Genomic DNA, 19,875 nt, shown 5'->3' with positions numbered 1-19,875 from the left:
ACCGCCTAGATGACGGCGCCTGCCACCACCCGATAAGCGTCATATACCGAGTCAATTCCCTTCACGATGCTAATTAGGGAATCGAGATGTGAGGGGTCACCTAACTCAAAATCAAACCGCATTTTGGAAACCCGGTCAGAACCGGTGGTGGTTACACAAGCAATAATGTTCACGTGATGATCGCCCAGCACCGCCGAGACATCACGGAGTAACCGCGATCTATCGAGGGCCTTCACTTCCATCGACGCCACAAAGGTTCCTGAGGGGGAACTATCCCAATCAACGTCAATCAGACGATCGCTTTGATCCATCGTTAACGAAACCGCATTGGCACAATCAGAACGGTGAACCGACACTCCCCTACCACGGGTTACAAAACCCATGATTTCATCGCCTGGTACCGGAGTGCAGCATCTCGCCAAACGCACCATCACATCATCTAAGCCCTCAACATGCACGCCAGAAGACGAGGAAGAAGACGTGGACGATGGCCGCTGTTGTAACGCGCGGGTGCTTTGTGGCAGTCGCTCTTCAACCTCGCTACCGCCACCTTGGAGTTCTTTTTGAATTCGCGTAGCTACCGAACGTGCCGAAACGTGGTTTTCACCAACCGCCGCTAAGAGTGCATCAACATCGGTGTAATTAAGGGCTTCGGCAACTTCTTTATAGATACGAGACTTGGAGAGCTTCTGAACCGGTAGACCCAAACGGCGCATTTCGCGTTCGAGCTCATCAGCACCATTTTCAATGGCATCATCTCGCCGTTCACGCGAGAACCATTGACGAATCTTATTGGTGGCCTTAGGTGTGACCGCTATTTTAAGCCAGTCGCGCGAGGGTCCGGCACCGTTCACTTTTGAGGTGAAAATTTCTACAGTGTCACCCGACAAAAGCTTCGATTCTAGGGCGACAAGTCGCCCGTTGACTCGGGCCCCAATACAGGCGTGACCAACCTCAGTGTGCACGGCATATGCGAAGTCAATAGGGGTTGCACCCACCGGTAGCGTGATGACTTTGCCTTGGGGTGTGAAAACGAAAACCTCGTCCTGTTCCAAATCGATTTTCAAATTGGCCATAAAGGCCGAAGGATCGGAGGTTTCTTGTTGCCAATCAACGATTCGATTGAGCCAAAGAACATCGTCACGGGAGGTGGAGTCTTTGTAAGCCCAGTGCGCGGCGATACCATTTTCGGCCCGTTCGTGCATCTCTCGAGTACGGATCTGCACCTCTAGTGGTTTACCTTGTGGCCCAATCACCGTGGTATGCAGCGACTGATACAGGTTGAACTTAGGCATGGCGATGTAATCTTTAAAGCGCCCCTGCACCGGCTTCCAAGTGGCGTGAATCGAACCCAAAGCCGCGTAACAGTCTTTAACGGTGTCGACGATTACCCGAATCCCCACCAAGTCGAAAATGTCGTCAAACTCGCGGGAGCGCACCACCATTTTTTCATAAACACTCCAGTAGTGTTTCGGACGCCCGTTAACTTCAGCACTGATTTTCAGCTCGGCCAAACGAGTCTGTACCCGTTCTAGAACCTGAGTGAGATATATTTCACGCTCGGGTGCCCTAGTCGAGACCATCTGATCAATTTCGGCATACCGCTTGGGGTGTAGTGCAGCAAAGGAAAGATCTTCCAACTGCTGTTTCACTTCTTGCATACCCAAGCGATGCGCTAAGGGCGCATAGATATCAAGGGTTTCTTGCGCTATGCGAGCCTGCTTCCAAGATGGCATGGCCGCAATGGTGCGCATATTATGCAGGCGATCCGAAAGCTTGATGATGATGACCCGCAGGTCTTTGGCCATCGCCACCAACATTTTGCGCATGGTGGCTGCCTGTTGAGCCTCTTTGGAGTCGAATTTCAACCGGTCAAGCTTGGTTACCCCGTCAACAATGGCGGCCACATCGGCACCCAGCTCACGCTCTACGTCGCGAAGCTCCATGCCGGTGTCTTCAACAGCGTCGTGCAGCAGCGCGGCCGCGATGGTAACCTCATCCAAACCCAGCTCAGCCACAATGCGGGCCACGGCTAAGGGATGGGTAATGTACGGTTCGCCCGACATGCGCATCTGCCCTTCGTGGGCATCGCGACCAAGCTCGAAGGCCTTGGTGACTACAGCTATTTGGTTCCGCGCATCTCGACCCCGAAAGCCATGCACCAACGGTCGAACCTCAACTGAGGCTGCTGCCAGTTCTCTTCTCCATGGCAAAACTCGGTTGACGGTTGGCACGACAAGCGGCTCCCACTTTGAGTGCGACTACCTCGACGCAGTAGTACTCATCTCAGGATACAGCTTGTAGACCAGATCGAATTAGCCAGCTCCAACACGTCGAGCCAACACATTCGCCAAAACATGGCGGGGTCAAATGACTAGGCGCAGGTATTAACGGCGCTTACCTTTTTTGCGCGGCCGTGGAGGATGCCCACCGGAGGGGGTGATCTTCACTGCTGAGGGTGGTTTGGTAGCAGTCGAAACAGCGGTGCCAGAAGATGTTGAACCTTCGTTAGATTGAGAACCGTCCGAGCCGGTAGAAACTGCGCCGCCACGAGAAGCCACCTGGGATGCCGCCGCTTGATCTTTGGCGGGTTTTGTACCGGCGAGTTTCTGTTTCAGCTCGGCAAAATGGGGTTCACGTTCCTTGAGGAAGATAACCACTGGGACCGCCACAATCAGCGACGAGTATGCGCCGACCACCATGCCGATAGCCAGAGCAATTGCGAACTCTTCGAGGGTGGTGGCACCCATGATCCACGAACCGACCACCAGCATTGATAGCACCGGTAGCAATGAGGTGAGTGAAGTGTTGATAGACCGCATTAGCACTTCGTTGGTGGCGTAGTTGGCCACGTCCCGATAGGTCATGCCGGTTGATACCGAAGCTCGGGGAGTGAGCTCTTGGAGCTTGTCGAACACCACGATCGTGTCGTAGAGGGAATAGCCCAAAATCGTTAAAAACGCGATCACGGTTGCTGGTGTGACTTGGAATTGCAAAATTGAATAGGCACCAACGGTGATCACAATGTCGTGCAACACTGCCACCAGCGCACCTATAGCCATCCGCCATTCCAATCGAATGGTGATGTAAGCGGCGATGGCGATAAAGAAGAAGATCAACGCCCGTTCAGCTTGGGCAGTGATTTGATCTCCCCAGGATGGCCCGACGGTGTTGATGGAAACCTCGGAAATCTCGATACCGGCGGCTTCCGCCAAGGCGTCCACGATGGCTTCAGAATCGTCAAAAGCCGAGATACCGCTTTGGATGCGTAGAGTGCGCACTCCCGACCCGCTAGTTAAAACCTGGATGCGAGCATTGTCATGGCCAATTGGCCGCAGCGCATCGCGCACATCGTCCACCGAGAGCTGCGCCGATTCGAGTTCCCAAACACCTCCGCCCTCAAAATCGATGCCTAGATTGAGCCCACGCCCAACTAAGGACCCGACACACAAAACCACGGCCACGGCGGAAATGGCAAGAGCGCGCTGCCATATTTTCTGGAAATTGATACCTGGATTACCGCGATACAGACGCTGGGCCAGATTCATTATTTCACCTCCGCAGAAAGCTGTGATGAAGCAAAACTTTTAGGCATCCCGAACATCCAGCCTTTTTGCGAGTACTTGGGTGAGCTTCCAAGCATCATCACGAGTGGCCCCATCATAAAATAGGACACCACCAGATCTAAGAGGGTGGCCAAGCCTAGGTAGAAGGCGAAACCACGCACCGGGCCCACGCTCAACCAGTACAACAGGGCGGCACCGATGAGCGTAGTGACATCGGCTTTCACGATGGTTGAGAAGGCCGAGTTGAAAGACTTTTCCACCATAGAACGAATGGACCGGCCGTCTCGCACATCTTCTTTGAGGTTCTCGAAATACACCACATTGGAGTCGACCGAGACTCCAATTGAAACAATGAGACCAGTAATACCCGCCAAGGTCAGGGCTAAGCCTTGATTAGCGCCAAACCACGAGATAATCGCCCAGAGGAGGCTGAAGGATATAACGAGCGAGAACATGGCGATGGCACCAAGGACCCGGTAGTAGGCCACCATGTAGAGGGTGACCAACGCCAGACCGACCAAACCAGCCACGATGCCAGCGTTTAGGGCGTCTTTACCAAGGGTGGCAGAAACGGTTTGGGTTTGCTGCGGTTCAAGCTGAATGGGCAAAGCACCGTAACGCAGAACCGTAGCCAGGTCTTTGGCTTCGCGATCGGTGAAATTTCCGCTGATCGAGATTTCATCGGCTTTGAATTCCGGCACTTGCACCTGGGGTGCCGATAGCACAACCCCATCAATTTCGATACCAATGCTTCTGGTCGGGCAACCTACTGCAGCGTTGTAGCATTCGCTGGCGATGGCGTTCCAGGCGTTGATACCGGAATCTCCGCCCTTTAGCTCTAGAGCAATGATCCATTGGTTCACACCCACCAACGACGCGTTGGCATCGGCGACGGCATCACCTCTAACAGCTGTTGGACCAAGCTCGTACAGCACATCGGGGTTGTCTTCTGAAGGGAACACAACGGTGTCGTCGGGTGACGCTTCCTCAGGTGGAGTGATCGGCGTTCCGGGCTCGACAATGTCGAGAACGGGACGGAAACGTAGTTCGGCAGTCCGACCAACTAGTTCCAGCGCCCGCTGCGGGTCATCAACACCTGGCAAAGACACGATAATACTGTCACCCTGTGCAGCTACCTCAGGTTCCGCCACGCCAATAGCATCTACCCGTCGGCGCATAATTTCTACTGCCTGATTGAGCTGCTCGGCACTGGCATGCTCGGTGGGCTGTAACACGACCGAAACGCCACCCTGTAGATCAAGCCCCAGCAGCGGCGCATTCCCAGTGGCAAAGGTGTAACCAAGCGCCACAACTGTGACGACCAGAGTGACTAGGAACTTGGCGAACATCTTGTTTTTCATCTAATCGACCCCATCGGCAGATTCGGAGTCATCAAAATCTGGGCTGCTCGCATCGTCGTTTTCGAAGTCGGTTTCAAAGTCATCTTCGAACTCAACCCGATTGGCAATTGCGCCACGGGCAATTCGGATTTCTATTCCAGGCGAGATTTCAAGAAACAAGTCGCCGTCATCTTCACCGGTAATTTTCCCGTAGATTCCAGCTGTTGTCATAACCTCATCGCCTACGGTGAGACTAGCTACAAGCTCGCGAGCTTTGCGGGCTCGACGCTGTTGCGGCACCAATAATACGGCCCACATTACGCCAAGGATTACCAGTAAAAGTATGCCGTCCATCTTGAGTCGCTTCCTTTAAGCGCTTAAATGCCAGTGACTGACGCTAGCCGTGCAGTGGTGCAACTGCGTAACGCCCGAGTGAATCTTCCCAAGGCAGCTTAAGCCCATACTTCTAAAATCTCTTGGCGAAGCGCTGCGAAACGCCCAGCGCGAATCGCCTCACGCATTTGTTTTACTAGGTTCATTAACCACGCCACGTTGTGCCGGGTGAGGATGGTGGCTGCTGTTGGCTCGTCATTAGTCAACAAATGTCGAAGATAGGCCCGTGAATACCGCCCGGTTTGATCACCATTAAAGTTGGGGTCGAGGGGGCCATCGTCATGGCGGTATTGGGCGTTGCGTATATTCAGACGACCAGCAGTTGTCAACAAAGTGCCATGACGAGCAAGACGCGTAGGCAGTACACAGTCAAACATGTCGACACCCAGATTGACCGCCTCGACCAATCCAACCGGATCGCCTAGACCCATGAAATATCGCGGTTGAGAAACTGGTAGTTCATCCATAGTGGCACCTAAGGCTTCCACCATCTGATGGCGAGTTTCACCGACAGATAAACCTCCGACGGCATAGCCATCGAAACCTATTTCAATAGTTCGTTTGGCGCTCTCGACTCGAAGCCCTGGGTCGATACCGCCTTGAACAATGCCAAACTGAGCTTGATCACGGCCTTGTTCTTGCCAAGTGGCCTGCTCGTGCAAAAACGTGGTTCGCCCTCGACGCGCCCACAATATTGAGCGTTCGACAGCCTGTCGGATCACATGTGGTTCCGAGGGCAGTGGCGGGCAGACGTCTAATATCATCTGAATATCGGCCCCCAGTTCGGCCTGCACGGTGGCCGCCTTTTCAGGGCTTAGATGGTGGTAGCTGCCGTCGTACACCGAGCGGAACTTGGCCCCCTCATCATCAACTTTTGGCGCCAAGCTAAAAATTTGGAAACCACCCGAATCGGTCAAAAGATGCTGGTTCCAACCCATAAAACCGTGCAAGCCTCCGAGCTGGTTCACCAGCTCGGAACCGGGCCTTAACATCAGGTGATAAGTGTTTCCCAACACAATCTCAGGACTAAGGCGTTCAAGGTCTTCGGTGGTTAGGGTGCGCACCGCTCCTCTGGTGCCCACTGGCATAAAGATTGGGGTTTGAAAGCTGCCTCGCGCCGTACGCACCACTCCGGTTCGAGCACGCCCATCTTGCGCCAACAGTTCAATTTCAAGCTTCATTGCTGGCCTCGCTGCAACCACATGGCATCGCCGAAAGACAAAAATCGATAACGATTGGCCACCGCTTCGGCGTAAAGCTCACGCCAACGGTTACCCACAAAAGAATCGATCATAACCAGGAGGGATGAACGTGGCACATGGAAATTGGTCAACATCACATCAACCAAGCGCCACTGGTAATCACCATAAATAAACAGTTCACTGTTACCTTCCAGTTGGCCGGTACCAGCAGCAGTTTCTAAGGCTCGGGTGGCGGTAGTACCAATCGCGATTACCCGTCGTGCCGCCTGAACCGCTTCCATCGTGTCGTAGCTCACTCGATAGAATTCTGAGTGCATCTGGTGGTCTTCAACCCGATTAGTCACAATTGGACGAAAGGTGCCTAAGCCAACCACCAATTCAATTTCACAAAAACGTGCTCCGGTGGCCTTGATACCTTCTATGACTTGTTTGGTTAGGTGCAAACCAGCTGTTGGTGCCGCGACCGACGCCGGTCGGTCGGCGTACACAGTTTGGTAGCGTTCCGGGTTTTCCAGCCGCTCATGGATATACGGCGGCAGCGGAACCTCGCCGAATTCAGCCAAGGCTTCAACATCGCTAGCCAAATTTCCGTTCGTTCCCTGCTGTTCATACCGAAGGCGAACTCGGCGACGACCTTCACCTAAGTCTGCACCTACTTCGACTGACAGGCCCGCTCGCTCTAGCACCGTACCGGGACGGACCTTTCGGGATGGACGCACCAGTGCTTCCCATTCATCGCCGATGGGGTGCAACAAAAGCACCTCAACTTCACCACCGGTTGCCTTGTTGAGCTTTAGGCGAGCGTGCAAGACCCTAGTGTTATTAGCCACCACTACATCGCCTTCGCCGACCAGTTCAGGCAGGTTATAGACGTGTTGATGCGAGGGTGGTGACGACGGCCCGCGGTCGACTAAAAGACGGGCACTGTCTCGGGGTTCAACCGGGGTCTGGGCGATCAGCTCGTCAGGTAAGAAGTATTCAAAATCGGCTAGGTCCATCGGCGGTTAGACACTATCCGAAAAGGCTGGGGGGTGACTCAGGGGAAACATCCTTGGGTGGCTCGACCCCTAGATGTTGCCACGCGGCTGGCGTAGCTACACGACCACGAGGTGTTCGCATAATTAGGCCCAGCTGAATAAGGAATGGTTCATATACGTCTTCTACGGTCTCGGTGGGTTCACCAACACTAATGGCCAAGGTTGAAAGCCCGACCGGTCCCCCACCAAAGCGCAAACAGATGGCTTCTAAGATGGCGCGGTCGACCTTGTCGAGGCCAAGCTCGTCAACACCAAAAACTGCCAGTCCATCGTTGGCAGTGGCTTCATCGACCACGCCATGGGCGCGCACCTCGGCGAAATCGCGCACTCTCCGCAACAACCGATTAGCGATTCGAGGTGTGCCGCGAGCCCGGCGAGCGATTTCCTTGGCACCTCCGGGTTCAAGCGCCACTCCTAAAATTTCAGCCGCTCGCAGGACAATGGCGGTTAAGTCGCTGGCCCCGTAGTAGTCGAGCCGGGCCACCAAACCGAATCGATCACGTAATGGTCCGGTGATTAGACCGGTGCGAGTGGTGGCACCTACCAATGTGAATGGAGCGACATCGAGGCGAAGCGAGCGTGCTGCAGGGCCTTTGCCAATCACGATGTCGATTTGAAAATCTTCCATGGCGGGATACAGAACTTCCTCCACAGCCCGTGACAAGCGATGAATCTCGTCAATGAAGAGAACGTCGCCGGTTTCAAGCTGAGTGAGAATGGCCGCCAAATCGCCACCACGTTCAAGGGCCGGGCCTGAGGTCACATGCAGCCCCACCGACATTTCAGCGGCCACGATGGCCGAAAGAGTTGTTTTGCCTAACCCAGGAGGCCCGGCAAACAAGAGGTGATCTACCGGCTGAGCGCGTCGCCGGGCGGCTTCTAAAATAATGGTCAGATGGTCTTTTAGCTCTTGTTGGCCTACAAACTCGGCCAAAGTTCGAGGTCGTAAACTAGCTTCAGCGCCTTCACCACTAATCTCAGACGAACCTGCTGGCTCGCGCCGCGATTGAACCTGGCCTTCGGCCTCTAGATCATCGGGGCCTAGTTGTGGGTTGAGTATTTCTTCGCGCATGCCGGTTGTTCTTACCTCTGAGCACCTAGCTCACGTAGAGCCGCTCGCAACAGTGCTGAAGCATCGTCGTGGTTGGGTAGCTGTTTCAGCACAGCCCTTATTTCGTCGCTCTGGTAGCCAAGTTCGACCAACGCGTCGTGAGCATCGGTGGTAACCGATGGTTTCGCCGTCTGAGCCTCATCGTCGGCGGCGGAAAACTCGAATTCCGGTAAATCTAGTTTCGGTTTGAGTTCAATCAAGAGCCGTTGTGCAGTTTTCTTGCCCACTCCGGGCACTAAGCACAACGCCGCCAGATCATCCGAGGCAATGGCTTGTAACAGTCGGGCCGGGGCATGGGTCGACAAGATAGCCATGGCAAGGCTTGGTCCCACACCATGGGCGGAAAGCAACACCTCAAACAGTCGCCGTTCGTGATTGGTTGCAAAGCCGTAAAGCACCTGTGCATCTTCACGAATGTGGTGATAGATATGGACGAACGCTTGGTCTTCAGCCCCGCTTAGGGCACTAGCCACACCTGGCAAAACAGTTACCCAATACCCTATGCCGCCCACTTCCAAGAGTACTGATGAACCTTGTTGTGCGAGCACGGTACCGCGCAGTGAACCAATCATTTGTGCCGACTTAACGCTCGGGCCATAGCGCCGTGAGCAACATGACAGAGGGCCACCGCCGCCGCATCGGCGGCATCCGCGGGAGCGGGCACAATCGGCAGATTCAAAAGCATTTTCACCATTTGAGCCACCGCTGTTTTGTCGGCAGCTCCGTCGCCAGTTACGGCCAGCTTAACTTCGTTGGGTGAATAGTCGGCGACTGCCACACCTCGACCTGCGGCCTCGGCCATAACTAAGCCCGAAGCCTGGCCTACCGACATGGCGGTTCTAACGTTGTGCTGAAAAAATACCCGCTCGATTGCTAGGGCCACCGGGTCAAACTCATCGAATAGCGAACGAAATTCGGCCTGCAATTCGGCCAAACGATTTGGCAACGGCTCGTCTGGTGAGGTGCGAAGCACGCCGATAGCAACCGCATTTGGCTTCTGGGTGGTGGCATCTAACACGGCGTAACCACAACGTGACAAGCCAGGGTCGATACCTAAAACGAACATGCGTACGATATTACTGGATACCGCTAATGGGGTCGAGCATTGACACCCGACAGCACATTTCTAAAGCTCGATGCTTTCCAGAATTTCGGTCGGAATATCAAAGTTCCCGTGCACAGCTTGTACATCGTCATGGTCGTCAAGCGCTTCGACAACCTTAAGCACGGCCGCGGCCGCGGTTTCCGAATCTAACGCCACCAAGGTTGAAGAAACCATGGCAGTATCGGCCGATTCCACCGTGATTCCAGCCTCATCCAAAGCACTACGAATATCGCTCAACGCCCCTGGGGCACAGCTGATATCCCAAACGTCACCATCGGCGACAATGTCATCAGCGCCAGCATCAAGAGCGACTAACATCACATCGTCTTCTTCGACGGTGCTAGGAACGGTGATAAGCCCGCGCCGCTCGAACTGCCAGGCCACAGCACCAGGTTCGGCTAATGATCCGCCACTGCGATTGAAGATCGTTTTAATCTCGGCACCAGTGCGGTTCCGGTTATCGGTCAACACCTCGACTAGCAAAGCCACACCGTTTGGGGCGTAACCTTCATAGGTGATCGACTCGTAATTAACGCCTTCGAGTTCGCCCGTACCACGCTTAATAGCCCGGTCAATGGTGTCGACCGGCACCGAGTTATCTCGAGCCTTTTGAACCATCGTCCGTAGCGATGGGTTCATGTCAGGATCGCCGCCGCCTTCACGAGCGGCTACTTCTACCTGGCGGATGAGCTTGCCAAACAGCTTGCCGCGGGCCTTATCGGCGGCACCTTTTTTGTGTTTGATTGTGGACCATTTAGAGTGCCCAGCCATTTTTTACCTCAACCTCATTTGCTGACCGACGCGACTAGTTTGTGGTAGCAGCTACCAACCGCGATCCGCCAGACGGGTTTCGAGGCTGCCCATCTCGATTCCGGGCATGGCCTGACCAAGACCTCGGCTCACCTTCACCAAAACGTCAGGATCTTGGAAGTTAGCGGTGGCTTCTACCACAGCTTTGGCCATCGCGGATGGGTTGGCGCTCTTGAAGATTCCCGAACCCACAAAAACTGACTCCGCCCCGAGCTGCATTACCAACGCCGCGTCCGCTGGCGTGGCGACACCACCAGCGCAAAATAGCGGTACCGGCAACCGCCCGGTTTCATGAATCTGCTGCACTAGTGAGAGCGGGGCTTGTAGGCGTTTCGCCCATTCAAATTGTTCGGCCCCATCAGCCTGTGTGATAGCACGGATATCGCCCAGAATCTGCCGTAAGTGGCGAACAGCTTCCACGATGTTACCCGTACCAGCCTCGCCTTTCGAGCGAATAAGAACCGCGCCCTCAGAGATGCGCCTTAGGGCCTCACCAAGGTTGGTGGCACCACAAACAAAGGGCACCGCGAAGCCCACCTTGTCGATGTGGTGGGTTTCATCGGCCGGGGTTAGCACTTCAGATTCGTCGATGTAATCAACGTTGAGGGCCTGCAAAATCTGCGCTTCAACAAAATGGCCAATCCGAACCTTGGCCATCACCGGAATCGAGACCGCGGCCTGGATCCCTTCAATCATCTCAGGGTCGCTCATACGGGCCACGCCGCCATCACGACGAATATCAGAGGGGACCCGCTCTAGCGCCATAACTGCCACCGCACCGGCATCTTGAGCGATGCGCGCCTGTTCGGCGTCAACAACGTCCATAATCACGCCGCCGCAGAGCGAAGCCGTGAGATCACGCTTGTTGTTGGCTACAGCATCGTTGGTACCAGTAGCCACATTTTCATTCGACATAGCAACCATCCTAGAGAAAAGTGCGAAGGAATAGAGAGGTCAAGAAGCGAGGAACTCGGGCGGTAGTTCTTTACGAAGCAACTCGACCCAGGTCTGACCCGGCAACAGCTTCAAAGTTTTGCCGGTTTCATCGGTAAGCAAGTATGGCTCGGAACGGTCGGCGCGTGACCATTTACCGTAGGTGACATGGCCATCGCTCAAGAGCCAAGCTTCACCCGAGCCCACGGAAATCGCTTCTGGTGAAGTGGGATCGAACGGGCTAGTGCCATAGGGAGTGACCAACAGCAGTACGTTGGTAGCCCCAATTTGGCGGCCTTCGGCATCGATGTGAGGGGTGCCTTGTTGCTCACGCAAAAATGTTTGGCTGCTACCGTCCCATCGCCACGTTGATGAGTTGTGCCCAAAACGAAGCTGAACCCCGGCGGTCGTGGTGGCCGAAGCCAGTCTCGGTTCATCGTCGTCACGGAACTCAGCGAACATGGGTGGCGGAGAACCAAGTGGGCTAATCGCGTTATAGAGCTCGGTTAAGTTAATAAACAGATTGTGGGGCGCTCTTCGGGCAAACTCGCCATCACCGTTCCTAAAGAAGAGCCCACCAAACTGCGAATCATGGCCGGCGAAGATTGCCAGATCTTGGTCTCGAATCATGCGCATGGTGCCTGAGTTGCCACCAGAAGAACTAAATGAGGCACGGCCAAACAAGGCCATCAAATCGATGTCAGAAGTTCGTGCGGAACGCACCGGACCGACCGGGTCGGGGTGCTTGGAATGAAAGACCGCTAAAAAGCGGCTTTCGCCACCCTCCACCGATTCTTCAACCACAATGTCAGCATCTACCAATCCACGTTGGGGGCGAGCATTAGCATTGTTGTTATCAACCTTTACAATCATGGCCACTCGTTCGGTAGCACTTTGATCGCTCGTCAACTCACCGCTCAGCGGAAACCGGAACATCTCTTCGGTCGTGGTGGTGGTGGCTTCAGTGGTGCTCGTGGTGCTGGTGGGTGCCACCGTAGTGGTGGGCTCCGCGCTCTCTCCGTTTCCACCGCAAGCAGCGACGCCGAACGACAAAACCGCTAGAGCGCCGAGCCAAACTCGGCTAATACGTTGGGACTGATTTTTCAACGACTTAAAGCTCCTGCAAAACGTCGATTCGGTGTTCTATGGGAGAAAATGCCACGTATGGGCTACCAGCACCAAATGGACAGCCGAGCCATAGATGGCCTGAGGCCAACGCCACGTTAGAAACCTCGGCCGAGGTTGCCACTTTCGTTAACGCTTGCGCCAAGGCCGGTGGGTAACGGGTAAGGCTCACACCTTCAAGGTCGGCCATAATATCAAATTGATCTTGAAGTAGCCTGGGCGCCAACCACCCGTGAATTCGTAGGGCGGCAGCCAGTTGCAACAACGGTATCGAAACGGTACCTAGAGCTGTTTCACCGGTTTTAATTTGAACCAGCTGACGCGCCAACACCGCTTCAAGCTCAACCCGGCTGAGGCGCTGCAACATGCCTCTAGTAACCACCAGGGTGGAGCTATTCGGGTCGCGCCCAACGACCAGCGAGTTTACAGAATCAGTTTCAATGACCTGAATGTCAGGCTCGGGAATTCCATTCGATAGGCACAAGCCGTCAATGAGATTCCACAGTCGTGGTGCTTCATCTTCAAGTAGCGGGAAGGTTTTTAGGGGGCCAAGAACAGCCTTCGCACTACCCCGAATTAGCCAAGTTGCCACCGCGACGCCAATAGCCGCGCCAAGGAGAATATAGGGCCAACCCGGAGGAATTATCAGCGCTATGACAGCGCCGACAATGGCTCCGATCAACGCAAAGACGACGAGCTGAAGCCCGGTAACGCGCCGCGCTCTTTGATGAAAATTGCTTTGGTGTTCTAACAAACCTTGCCTGAACTCAAACTAGAACTGAACTTGGACCGGTCCACGCGACTCGTCGTCAGCTTCGAAGTATTCGCGAGCGGTGAAGTTCATCATATTTGCCAAAATCACCGCTGGGAACGACTGGATCTTGGTGTTGTACTTGTAAACCGTGTCGTTGTAGAACTGGCGCGCATAGGCGATTCGGCCTTCAGTGCCGGTGAGTTCTTCTTGTAGCTGGAGAAAGCTTTGGTTGGCCTTCAAGTCGGGGTAAGACTCTGAGAGGGCGAACAGAGATTTCAACGCGCCGCTCAACATATTTTCAGCTTGGGCTTGTTCCCCAATGCCCGAGGCTGAAACTGCCATGTTACGGGCCTGAATTACCCGTTCTAGGGTTTCTTGTTCGTGCGATGCGTAACCCTTAACCGTCTCAACCAGGTTCGGTATGAGGTCGTACCGACGCTTTAGCTGCACATCAATTTGCGCCCAAGCATTCTCGATACGGTTTCGGAAACTGACCAAACCGTTGTAGGTAACAATGGCGTAGATCGCAATTACGACCACTATGGCTAATAAAATCCACAAAATCATGGGTGGAGTACTCCTCGCGAGACCGTTCTCGCTCTGATAGAAAAAGTATAAGCAGCGACTTCTAGATCATAGGCTTGTGCATGGGTCTTCGCACTGATCGTGGTCACTTTGAGTCGACTAGCTCGTTAAATATTCGAAGATATTGCCTTGCTAAAGACTCCATGGAAAAAGTCTGAGCCCGTGCCAAGCCAGCCCTAGTAAGTTCTTCGGCGAGCGATGAGTCTTTGAGTACTCGCAAGATCGCCTCTGCTAAAGCCTGGGCATCGCCGGGGGGCACCAATAACGCATCTTTGTCTGGTCGAGCCACGTTGCGGTAACCCGGCAAGTTTGAAGCCACCGTGGGTGTTCCAGCTGCCATGCCTTCAAGGAGCACAATACCGAATGACTCGCCCCCGAGCGATGGCGCGCAAAACACCGAAGCCGCTCGAATCCTTTGTGCTTTTTCCGCGTCACTAATCCGGCCCAGCCATTCGATCCGTGGATCACCGGCATGTTCACGCTTTAATTCGTTGGTGTCTGGCCCGGTTCCTGCCACCCATAACCGCACGTGAGCAGGCAAATCTGACATGGCCTCTAGTAGGACGGCCAAACCTTTTCGGGGTTCATGACGTCCGATAAAGAAGATTGTAGGTCCCTCGGTCGGCCAGGGTTTGGCGTCACGAAATTCGGCCACGTCTATACCGTTATGCAACAGCTCGTAGCTACCGCCCAGGGAACCTTCGGCTAAGGCAATCGCGTCTTGCGAGACTGCCACCCGTTTGTCGAGGCGATTAGCTAACCAAGCTATTGCGGGGCGAGCCCAGATATAGGGCCCGATGTGACCGGCGGCGTGAAATGTGCCCACGAGTGGCGCCGATTTGATCAAACATGCCGTCATGTTTGGACCAGGGACCATTGGCTCGTGCAGATTCAACACATCGAATTGTTCATCACGCAAAATTCGAAGTAAGCGTAGTTGCGCCGAGACGTCGGGGGCGATGGGCGCCACCGACCCATTTACCGCCGTAGGAATACTGGCACCCAGCGGTGTCACCCCGGCATTTGGTGGTGGACCATCGCACGGTGCCAACACACGGACTTGATGTCCCAGGTTTCGTAAGGCCCCCGCCAAACCAAGAACCTGGGCTTGAACACCACCAGGCACACTGAGGCTATAGGGACTGATCAGCCCAATTCGCACGGCTATGAACCTACGATCTCTTTGTCACTAGGCCAATTTGGCGACATAAGATGCCACTGCTCGGGGGCTTGGCGTATCAAATCTTCCAAGGCATAGGTGAGGTCTTGGGTAACCCGGGAAACGTCTTGTCGCAACGATCCCTGGCGCTCGACCCTAAGTGGTGGTTTGACCACTGCTCGATGACCGCGACCTTCGAAGTAAATGGCCGTAGGCAAAATCGGAGCTCCAGTTCGAAAAGCTAACATGGCGGGACCAGCTGGGGCGGTGGTGCGTTCTCCAAAGAACTCGACTTCTACCCCACCACCGTCGATATCGCGATCAGACAACAAGCAAAGAACGTGCCTAGATCGAAGCGCCTTCAAACTTTCCCGTCCGGCGTTAGGGCCAAGCGGGACTACGTTCATGCCCAAAGATTCCCGAAACTTAATAAACCATTGAAACAGCTCGGGTGGGTCAAGCTCTTCCACGATGGCCGTAACCGGGATATTCTCGAGCCGCGCCAACCAAAAAGCGGCCCATTCCCAACCGCCCAAGTGCGGCAGCGCAATAATAACGCCCTTACCCGTAGCTCGAGCTTCGGTCACGTGACCGTAACCTTCCCACGAAAACTCGGCGTCAATCTGGCTTGGTGACACGGTGGGCAATCGGAACGATTCGGCCCAGTAGCGAGCGTAAGAAGCAAATGTTTCCTGGGTGGCGCGCTCGAGGCGGCGACCACTTAAACCCGGATCCACTCGGCGTAGGTTTTTCATCACTAGCTGCCGCCGCGCACCGCCAAAACGCCCAATCAGCCGGCCGCCGTTGTTCGCCAAAACAGTAAGCAACGGAGCTGGTAGCTGCCGTGCCAGAAATGCGCCCGATTGATAAAGGGCTACGGTGGGGTTAACCAACGAGACGCCTCAGCTAGTCGAGTTAAGGCTCAACGGCTATGCCTTACGTTGCGCTCTTTCCACGCTTGACGTGCCGGTCGCGTGGAGCGGCGGCGAGCTCGGGTACCCGGGCGGCGCTCAAGCGGTAATGGTTGGGGGCGTTCTGCTTGTCGCCAGACCTTCACGAACCGCTGACCGGCGGTGAAGATAGTTAGGGCCAGCATGACCCACAACACACCAATCAAAATCTCGTTGAACAACAAACCGAAGCCAAGCATAATAAAACGTTCGGCTCGTTCCATGAGACCACCACGAGCATCGAAACCGAGAGAATCGGCCTTCGCGCGTTGATACGAAACCAATGAGGCAGCACCCAAGAGCGCCATAGGCAACATCACCATGAGGCCCGGTCGGGTTGACGCGATGTACCACGCAACACCGCCAAAAAGTAATGCATCGGTTAGCCGATCGGTGACCGAATCGAAGAAGGCACCCCGTTTAGAGTTGGTGATGCCGGAGGCTTTGGCCAGTGCACCATCGAGAAAGTCGCACATGCCTGTCAGCAGCAGCAATACCAGCCCGCCTCGCAGTGCGCCCATACCGATTGCTACCGCTGAGGCCACAGCCATACCAATACCAAGCCCGGTGAGATGATCGGCCTGCAAACCGGTGCGGCGTAGTCCTTGACCGATAGGTTTTAGGCCCTTGTCTAGGTTGGTACGCCAGTGTCCATCAAACATTAACCAGCTCCTCTGGTTGAGACACGAGAAATAATACCAGCGCTGGAGCTCATTGTTGGTACACCGACCAATCCTCAGGATTGGCTTCAGTGAAATGTTCGATGACCGCACCGTTCACGCCGTCTACAAAAACCAAGCCACGATGTTCCGGTTGGGGTTCATTGGAGTAAACCAAAATTCGCCACGTGGGCCGACTTAGAGGGCCTCGCCAGCCCAACTGTGCCGAGGCGTGGCCGACTGGAAAGCCAACCGCCATAATGGCCGCAACCAAGGCGTCGCCCTCATCAACATCCAGGTTCCAACCGGCTACCAGGTGGTAAAGACCGATCAGGACCAACAAGACCCCACCAAAGATGAACCCGCCATTTATGAGCACCGCGTCATCGGCGACAAAGAGCCACAGCGCCAAACAAACAAGACCGGCAACTACGTAAACCACCCCGGGAATCCGGCGGCGATTGTTGTTCGGAAAGACATATGGCCCGACATAAGCGGAAGGAATCAGATCGTCGGGCAGTTCGTCACCGACGTGGCTGTCTGCGTCGCTTGATTCCCCGTTTTCATATGCTTCATCGCTCATGGGTTTCTCCACCTAGGTAGTTTGTCGGGCCGCCGAGGAGACTCAATTAGGCCACGCTGTACGAAGTCTGTGCCAAGTTTCGCCTAACGGCTCGGGCAAGACGCGGGCATCGGCAATGCTGGTCATGAAATTAGTGTCACCATGCCACCGTGGCAGCACGTGGACATGGAGGTGATCAGGCACACCAGCACCTGCACCATGACCCATATTGATGCCAACATTCACACCGTGAGGTTGGTAAGTGGCTTTGATCGTGACGGTGGCTTGAGTCACGAAGCGCCAAAGCTCTTCGTGCTCGTCTGAGCTCAACTCTTCAAGTTCGGCCACCGCACGATTGGGTAACACCATCACGTGACCACTGGTGTAAGGATAAGCGTTTAAGAGCACCGAGGCATACTGGCCACGGTGCACGATGAAACACTCCTCATCCGACATACCGCTATTTAGAATTCGTTCAAAAAGGGTACCCTCGGTGGTCTCAAGCGCCGGATTGGGTTCTTCTGAGGCCGTGATGTACCCAAAGCGCCAGCCAGCCCAAATTCGCTCTAAAGACAAGGCGAGCCCCAATTAGTTTCAGCCATGGGAATCCACTTCTTGGCGGAGACGTTCAACGAAAGCTTCGATAGTGACATCACGTTCCACGTCGCCACCTCGAGGGTTCACCCCTGCCGTTCCATTGGCAACGTCATCATCACCAACTACCAGCACATACGGCAGTTTTTCTGTCTTTGCGCGACGGATACGCGCACCCAGAGGCTCGTTAGCTTCGGACATATCAGCGCGAAAACCGGCCTTTTTCAACCGAGCCACCAAAGCCGCTGCATGCTCATCGTGATCAGCTCGAACGCCGAGCACTCGCACCTGCACCGGTGCCAGCCAAGCTGGGAACGCGCCGGCATAATGTTCGGTTAACACACCAAAGAACCGTTCAATCGATCCGAAAAGTGCTCGGTGGATCATGATTGGGGTGTGCCGTTGGCCGTCAGGTCCGGTATAGGTAATTCCAAAGCGTTTTGGGGTCTGGAAATCTAGCTGAATAGTTGACATCTGCCATGAGCGACCAATGGCATCACGAGCTTGGACCGAAATCTTGGGTCCGTAAAAAGCAGCGCCTCCAGGGTCGGGCACCAACTCTAAACCACGGTTTGAACCGACCTCATGTAAGACATCAATGGCTTCATCCCAGTCTTCGTCGCTACCCACCGACTTTTCAGAATCTCGGGTTGAAAGTTCCAGGTAAAAATCGGTCAGCCCATAATCGCGCAGTAAATCGAGGACGAATGTCAAGAGCGACGAAAGCTCGTCGCGCATCTGCTCGCGAGTACAAAAGATATGGGCGTCATCTTGGGTCATGCCACGAACACGGGTTAGACCGTGCACCACCCCAGATTTTTCGTATCGATACACCGACCCGAACTCGAAGAATCGGAGTGGGAATTCACGATAAGACCGCGTGCGATTGCGGTAAATCAGCACGTGGAAAGGGCAGTTCATGGGTTTGAGGTAATAGTCGGTGCCGCCCTCACCGCCGACGTCATCTAAATGCATCGGTGGAAACATGCCCTCGGCATAAAAGTCGAGGTGTCCGGAAGTCTCGAACAAACCGCCCTTAGTGATGTGCGGGGTATAAACGAACTCGTACCCCTCTTCCTCATGGCGTTGGCGAGAATAATCTTCCATTATCCGACGAATAACTCCACCCTTCGGGTGGAACACCGGCAGGCCAGAACCGATTTCATCGGGAAAACTGAACAGGTCAAGCTCGACACCTAATTTACGATGGTCTCGTTTTTCAGCTTCTTCCAAGCGATGCAAGTGAGCTTGCAAAGCGGCTTTGGTATCCCAGGCCGTCCCATAGATTCGCTGCAACATCGGTTGGGTTTCGTCGCCACGCCAGTAGGCACCCGCCACTCGCATTAATTTGAAGTGCCCGAGATGACCGGTGTGGGGGACGTGGGGCCCACGGCATAGATCGATGAAATTAGGTGGATTTTCGTATGTGCGGACCAGGCCCGTTTCGGTGGCCGACATGGGATCGTCGGCTTGGCCTTCAATAATCTGGAGCTTGTAAGGATGATCCTTAAACACCACCTGAGCCTCATCAGACGCAATTTCTGCACAGATGAAAGGCTGTTTTTCTTTGATGATCTCTCGCATTCGAGCATCTAGGCGTTCAAGATCATCAGGAGTAAAAGTAGCGTTATTAGGAAGCTGGAAATCGTAGTAAAAACCATCTTCGATGGGTGGACCAATAGCGAAAGTCGCCCCCGGGAAAAGATCGAGCACAGCTTGAGCAAGCACGTGCGCCGTCGAATGACGAATGGTGTACAGCCCACGATCTGATTCGGGCGTAACTATTGATACCTGAGCACCGTCATGCAGCTGGAACGCTAGATCTCGCTCGGTGCCATCAATCACCGCAATGACAGCATCTTTAGCCAACCGCCGACCGATCGACTCGGCCAATTGTAGCCCTGTTGACCCGCTGGGAAGTTCGCGGATTGAGCCATCGGGCAAGGTGATGGAAATAAGGTCTGACATTATAAGCCTTTAGTTTAGTAGG

General features: G+C 54.6%; 20 protein-coding genes. All 20 read right to left on the bottom strand.

Annotated elements, in window-relative coordinates; all coding sequences use genetic code 11:
• Positions 1-5: 5 nt before the first annotated feature.
• Positions 6-2,234: a bifunctional (p)ppGpp synthetase/guanosine-3',5'-bis(diphosphate) 3'-pyrophosphohydrolase gene (locus WC184_00670; protein ID MFA7476391.1), complete on the bottom strand. Its 2,229-nt coding sequence runs from the start codon at positions 2,232-2,234 to the stop codon at positions 6-8.
• 153 nt (positions 2,235-2,387) lie between these two features.
• The gene (gene secF, locus WC184_00665; GenBank protein MFA7476390.1) at positions 2,388-3,548 is read right to left on the bottom strand and encodes a protein translocase subunit SecF; all 1,161 of its coding nucleotides are present in this window, start codon (positions 3,546-3,548) and stop codon (positions 2,388-2,390) included.
• Positions 3,548-4,927, bottom strand: coding sequence for a protein translocase subunit SecD (secD, locus tag WC184_00660; GenBank protein ID MFA7476389.1), 1,380 nt, complete (start codon positions 4,925-4,927; stop codon positions 3,548-3,550). The genes secF and secD overlap by 1 nt, the downstream gene beginning before the upstream one ends.
• Positions 4,928-5,260: a preprotein translocase subunit YajC gene (gene yajC / locus WC184_00655; GenBank protein MFA7476388.1), complete on the bottom strand. Its 333-nt coding sequence runs from the start codon at positions 5,258-5,260 to the stop codon at positions 4,928-4,930.
• Between the two features lie 98 nt (positions 5,261-5,358).
• Positions 5,359-6,480, bottom strand: coding sequence for a tRNA guanosine(34) transglycosylase Tgt (gene tgt, locus WC184_00650; protein ID MFA7476387.1), 1,122 nt, complete (start codon positions 6,478-6,480; stop codon positions 5,359-5,361).
• Entirely contained in the window at positions 6,477-7,499 is a 1,023-nt protein-coding gene (gene queA, locus WC184_00645) for a tRNA preQ1(34) S-adenosylmethionine ribosyltransferase-isomerase QueA (protein MFA7476386.1), read from the bottom strand. Before queA ends, tgt begins: the two co-directional genes overlap by 4 nt.
• A gap of 13 nt (positions 7,500-7,512) precedes the next feature.
• Positions 7,513-8,610 (bottom strand): Holliday junction branch migration DNA helicase RuvB, encoded by a 1,098-nt coding sequence (gene ruvB, locus WC184_00640; GenBank protein ID MFA7476385.1) that lies wholly within the window; start codon positions 8,608-8,610, stop codon positions 7,513-7,515.
• An 11-nt stretch (positions 8,611-8,621) separates the two neighbouring features.
• Positions 8,622-9,221, bottom strand: a complete 600-nt coding sequence (gene ruvA / locus WC184_00635; GenBank protein ID MFA7476384.1) for a Holliday junction branch migration protein RuvA — start codon at positions 9,219-9,221, stop codon at positions 8,622-8,624.
• The gene (gene ruvC / locus WC184_00630; GenBank protein ID MFA7476383.1) at positions 9,218-9,715 is read right to left on the bottom strand and encodes a crossover junction endodeoxyribonuclease RuvC; all 498 of its coding nucleotides are present in this window, start codon (positions 9,713-9,715) and stop codon (positions 9,218-9,220) included. Before ruvC ends, ruvA begins: the two co-directional genes overlap by 4 nt.
• A gap of 60 nt (positions 9,716-9,775) precedes the next feature.
• Positions 9,776-10,525, bottom strand: a complete 750-nt coding sequence (locus tag WC184_00625) for a YebC/PmpR family DNA-binding transcriptional regulator (GenBank protein MFA7476382.1) — start codon at positions 10,523-10,525, stop codon at positions 9,776-9,778.
• Positions 10,526-10,576: 51 nt separating this feature from the next.
• Positions 10,577-11,479: a pyridoxal 5'-phosphate synthase lyase subunit PdxS gene (gene pdxS, locus WC184_00620; GenBank protein ID MFA7476381.1), complete on the bottom strand. Its 903-nt coding sequence runs from the start codon at positions 11,477-11,479 to the stop codon at positions 10,577-10,579.
• Between the two features lie 39 nt (positions 11,480-11,518).
• Entirely contained in the window at positions 11,519-12,604 is a 1,086-nt protein-coding gene (locus WC184_00615) for a DUF3048 domain-containing protein (GenBank protein ID MFA7476380.1), read from the bottom strand.
• 4 nt (positions 12,605-12,608) lie between these two features.
• A complete protein-coding gene (locus WC184_00610) occupies positions 12,609-13,376 on the bottom strand; it encodes a hypothetical protein (protein ID MFA7476379.1) in 768 nt (255 codons plus the stop codon).
• Positions 13,377-13,394: 18 nt separating this feature from the next.
• Positions 13,395-13,940: a LemA family protein gene (locus tag WC184_00605; protein ID MFA7476378.1), complete on the bottom strand. Its 546-nt coding sequence runs from the start codon at positions 13,938-13,940 to the stop codon at positions 13,395-13,397.
• A 106-nt stretch (positions 13,941-14,046) separates the two neighbouring features.
• Positions 14,047-15,123 carry a glycosyltransferase family 4 protein gene (locus WC184_00600; GenBank protein MFA7476377.1) on the bottom strand — a complete coding sequence of 359 codons (1,077 nt, stop codon included), beginning with the start codon at positions 15,121-15,123 and terminating at the stop codon, positions 14,047-14,049.
• A 2-nt stretch (positions 15,124-15,125) separates the two neighbouring features.
• Positions 15,126-16,013, bottom strand: a complete 888-nt coding sequence (locus tag WC184_00595; protein ID MFA7476376.1) for a phosphatidylinositol mannoside acyltransferase — start codon at positions 16,011-16,013, stop codon at positions 15,126-15,128.
• 29 nt (positions 16,014-16,042) lie between these two features.
• On the bottom strand, positions 16,043-16,732 hold the full coding sequence (locus WC184_00590) for a CDP-alcohol phosphatidyltransferase family protein (protein ID MFA7476375.1): 690 nt from the start codon (positions 16,730-16,732) through the stop codon (positions 16,043-16,045).
• A gap of 49 nt (positions 16,733-16,781) precedes the next feature.
• Positions 16,782-17,312, bottom strand: coding sequence for a hypothetical protein (locus WC184_00585; GenBank protein MFA7476374.1), 531 nt, complete (start codon positions 17,310-17,312; stop codon positions 16,782-16,784).
• A 42-nt stretch (positions 17,313-17,354) separates the two neighbouring features.
• Positions 17,355-17,867: an HIT domain-containing protein gene (locus tag WC184_00580; protein MFA7476373.1), complete on the bottom strand. Its 513-nt coding sequence runs from the start codon at positions 17,865-17,867 to the stop codon at positions 17,355-17,357.
• An 18-nt stretch (positions 17,868-17,885) separates the two neighbouring features.
• Positions 17,886-19,853 carry a threonine--tRNA ligase gene (gene thrS, locus WC184_00575; protein ID MFA7476372.1) on the bottom strand — a complete coding sequence of 656 codons (1,968 nt, stop codon included), beginning with the start codon at positions 19,851-19,853 and terminating at the stop codon, positions 17,886-17,888.
• Positions 19,854-19,875: the final 22 nt, after the last annotated feature.

It is taken from the genome of Acidimicrobiia bacterium (assembly GCA_041676705.1).
GTDB lineage: Bacteria > Actinomycetota > Acidimicrobiia > Acidimicrobiales > SKKL01 > Actinomarinicola.
The sequence above is the reverse complement of the archived record's forward strand: the minus strand, read 5'-3'. Positions and strand labels throughout refer to the sequence as shown.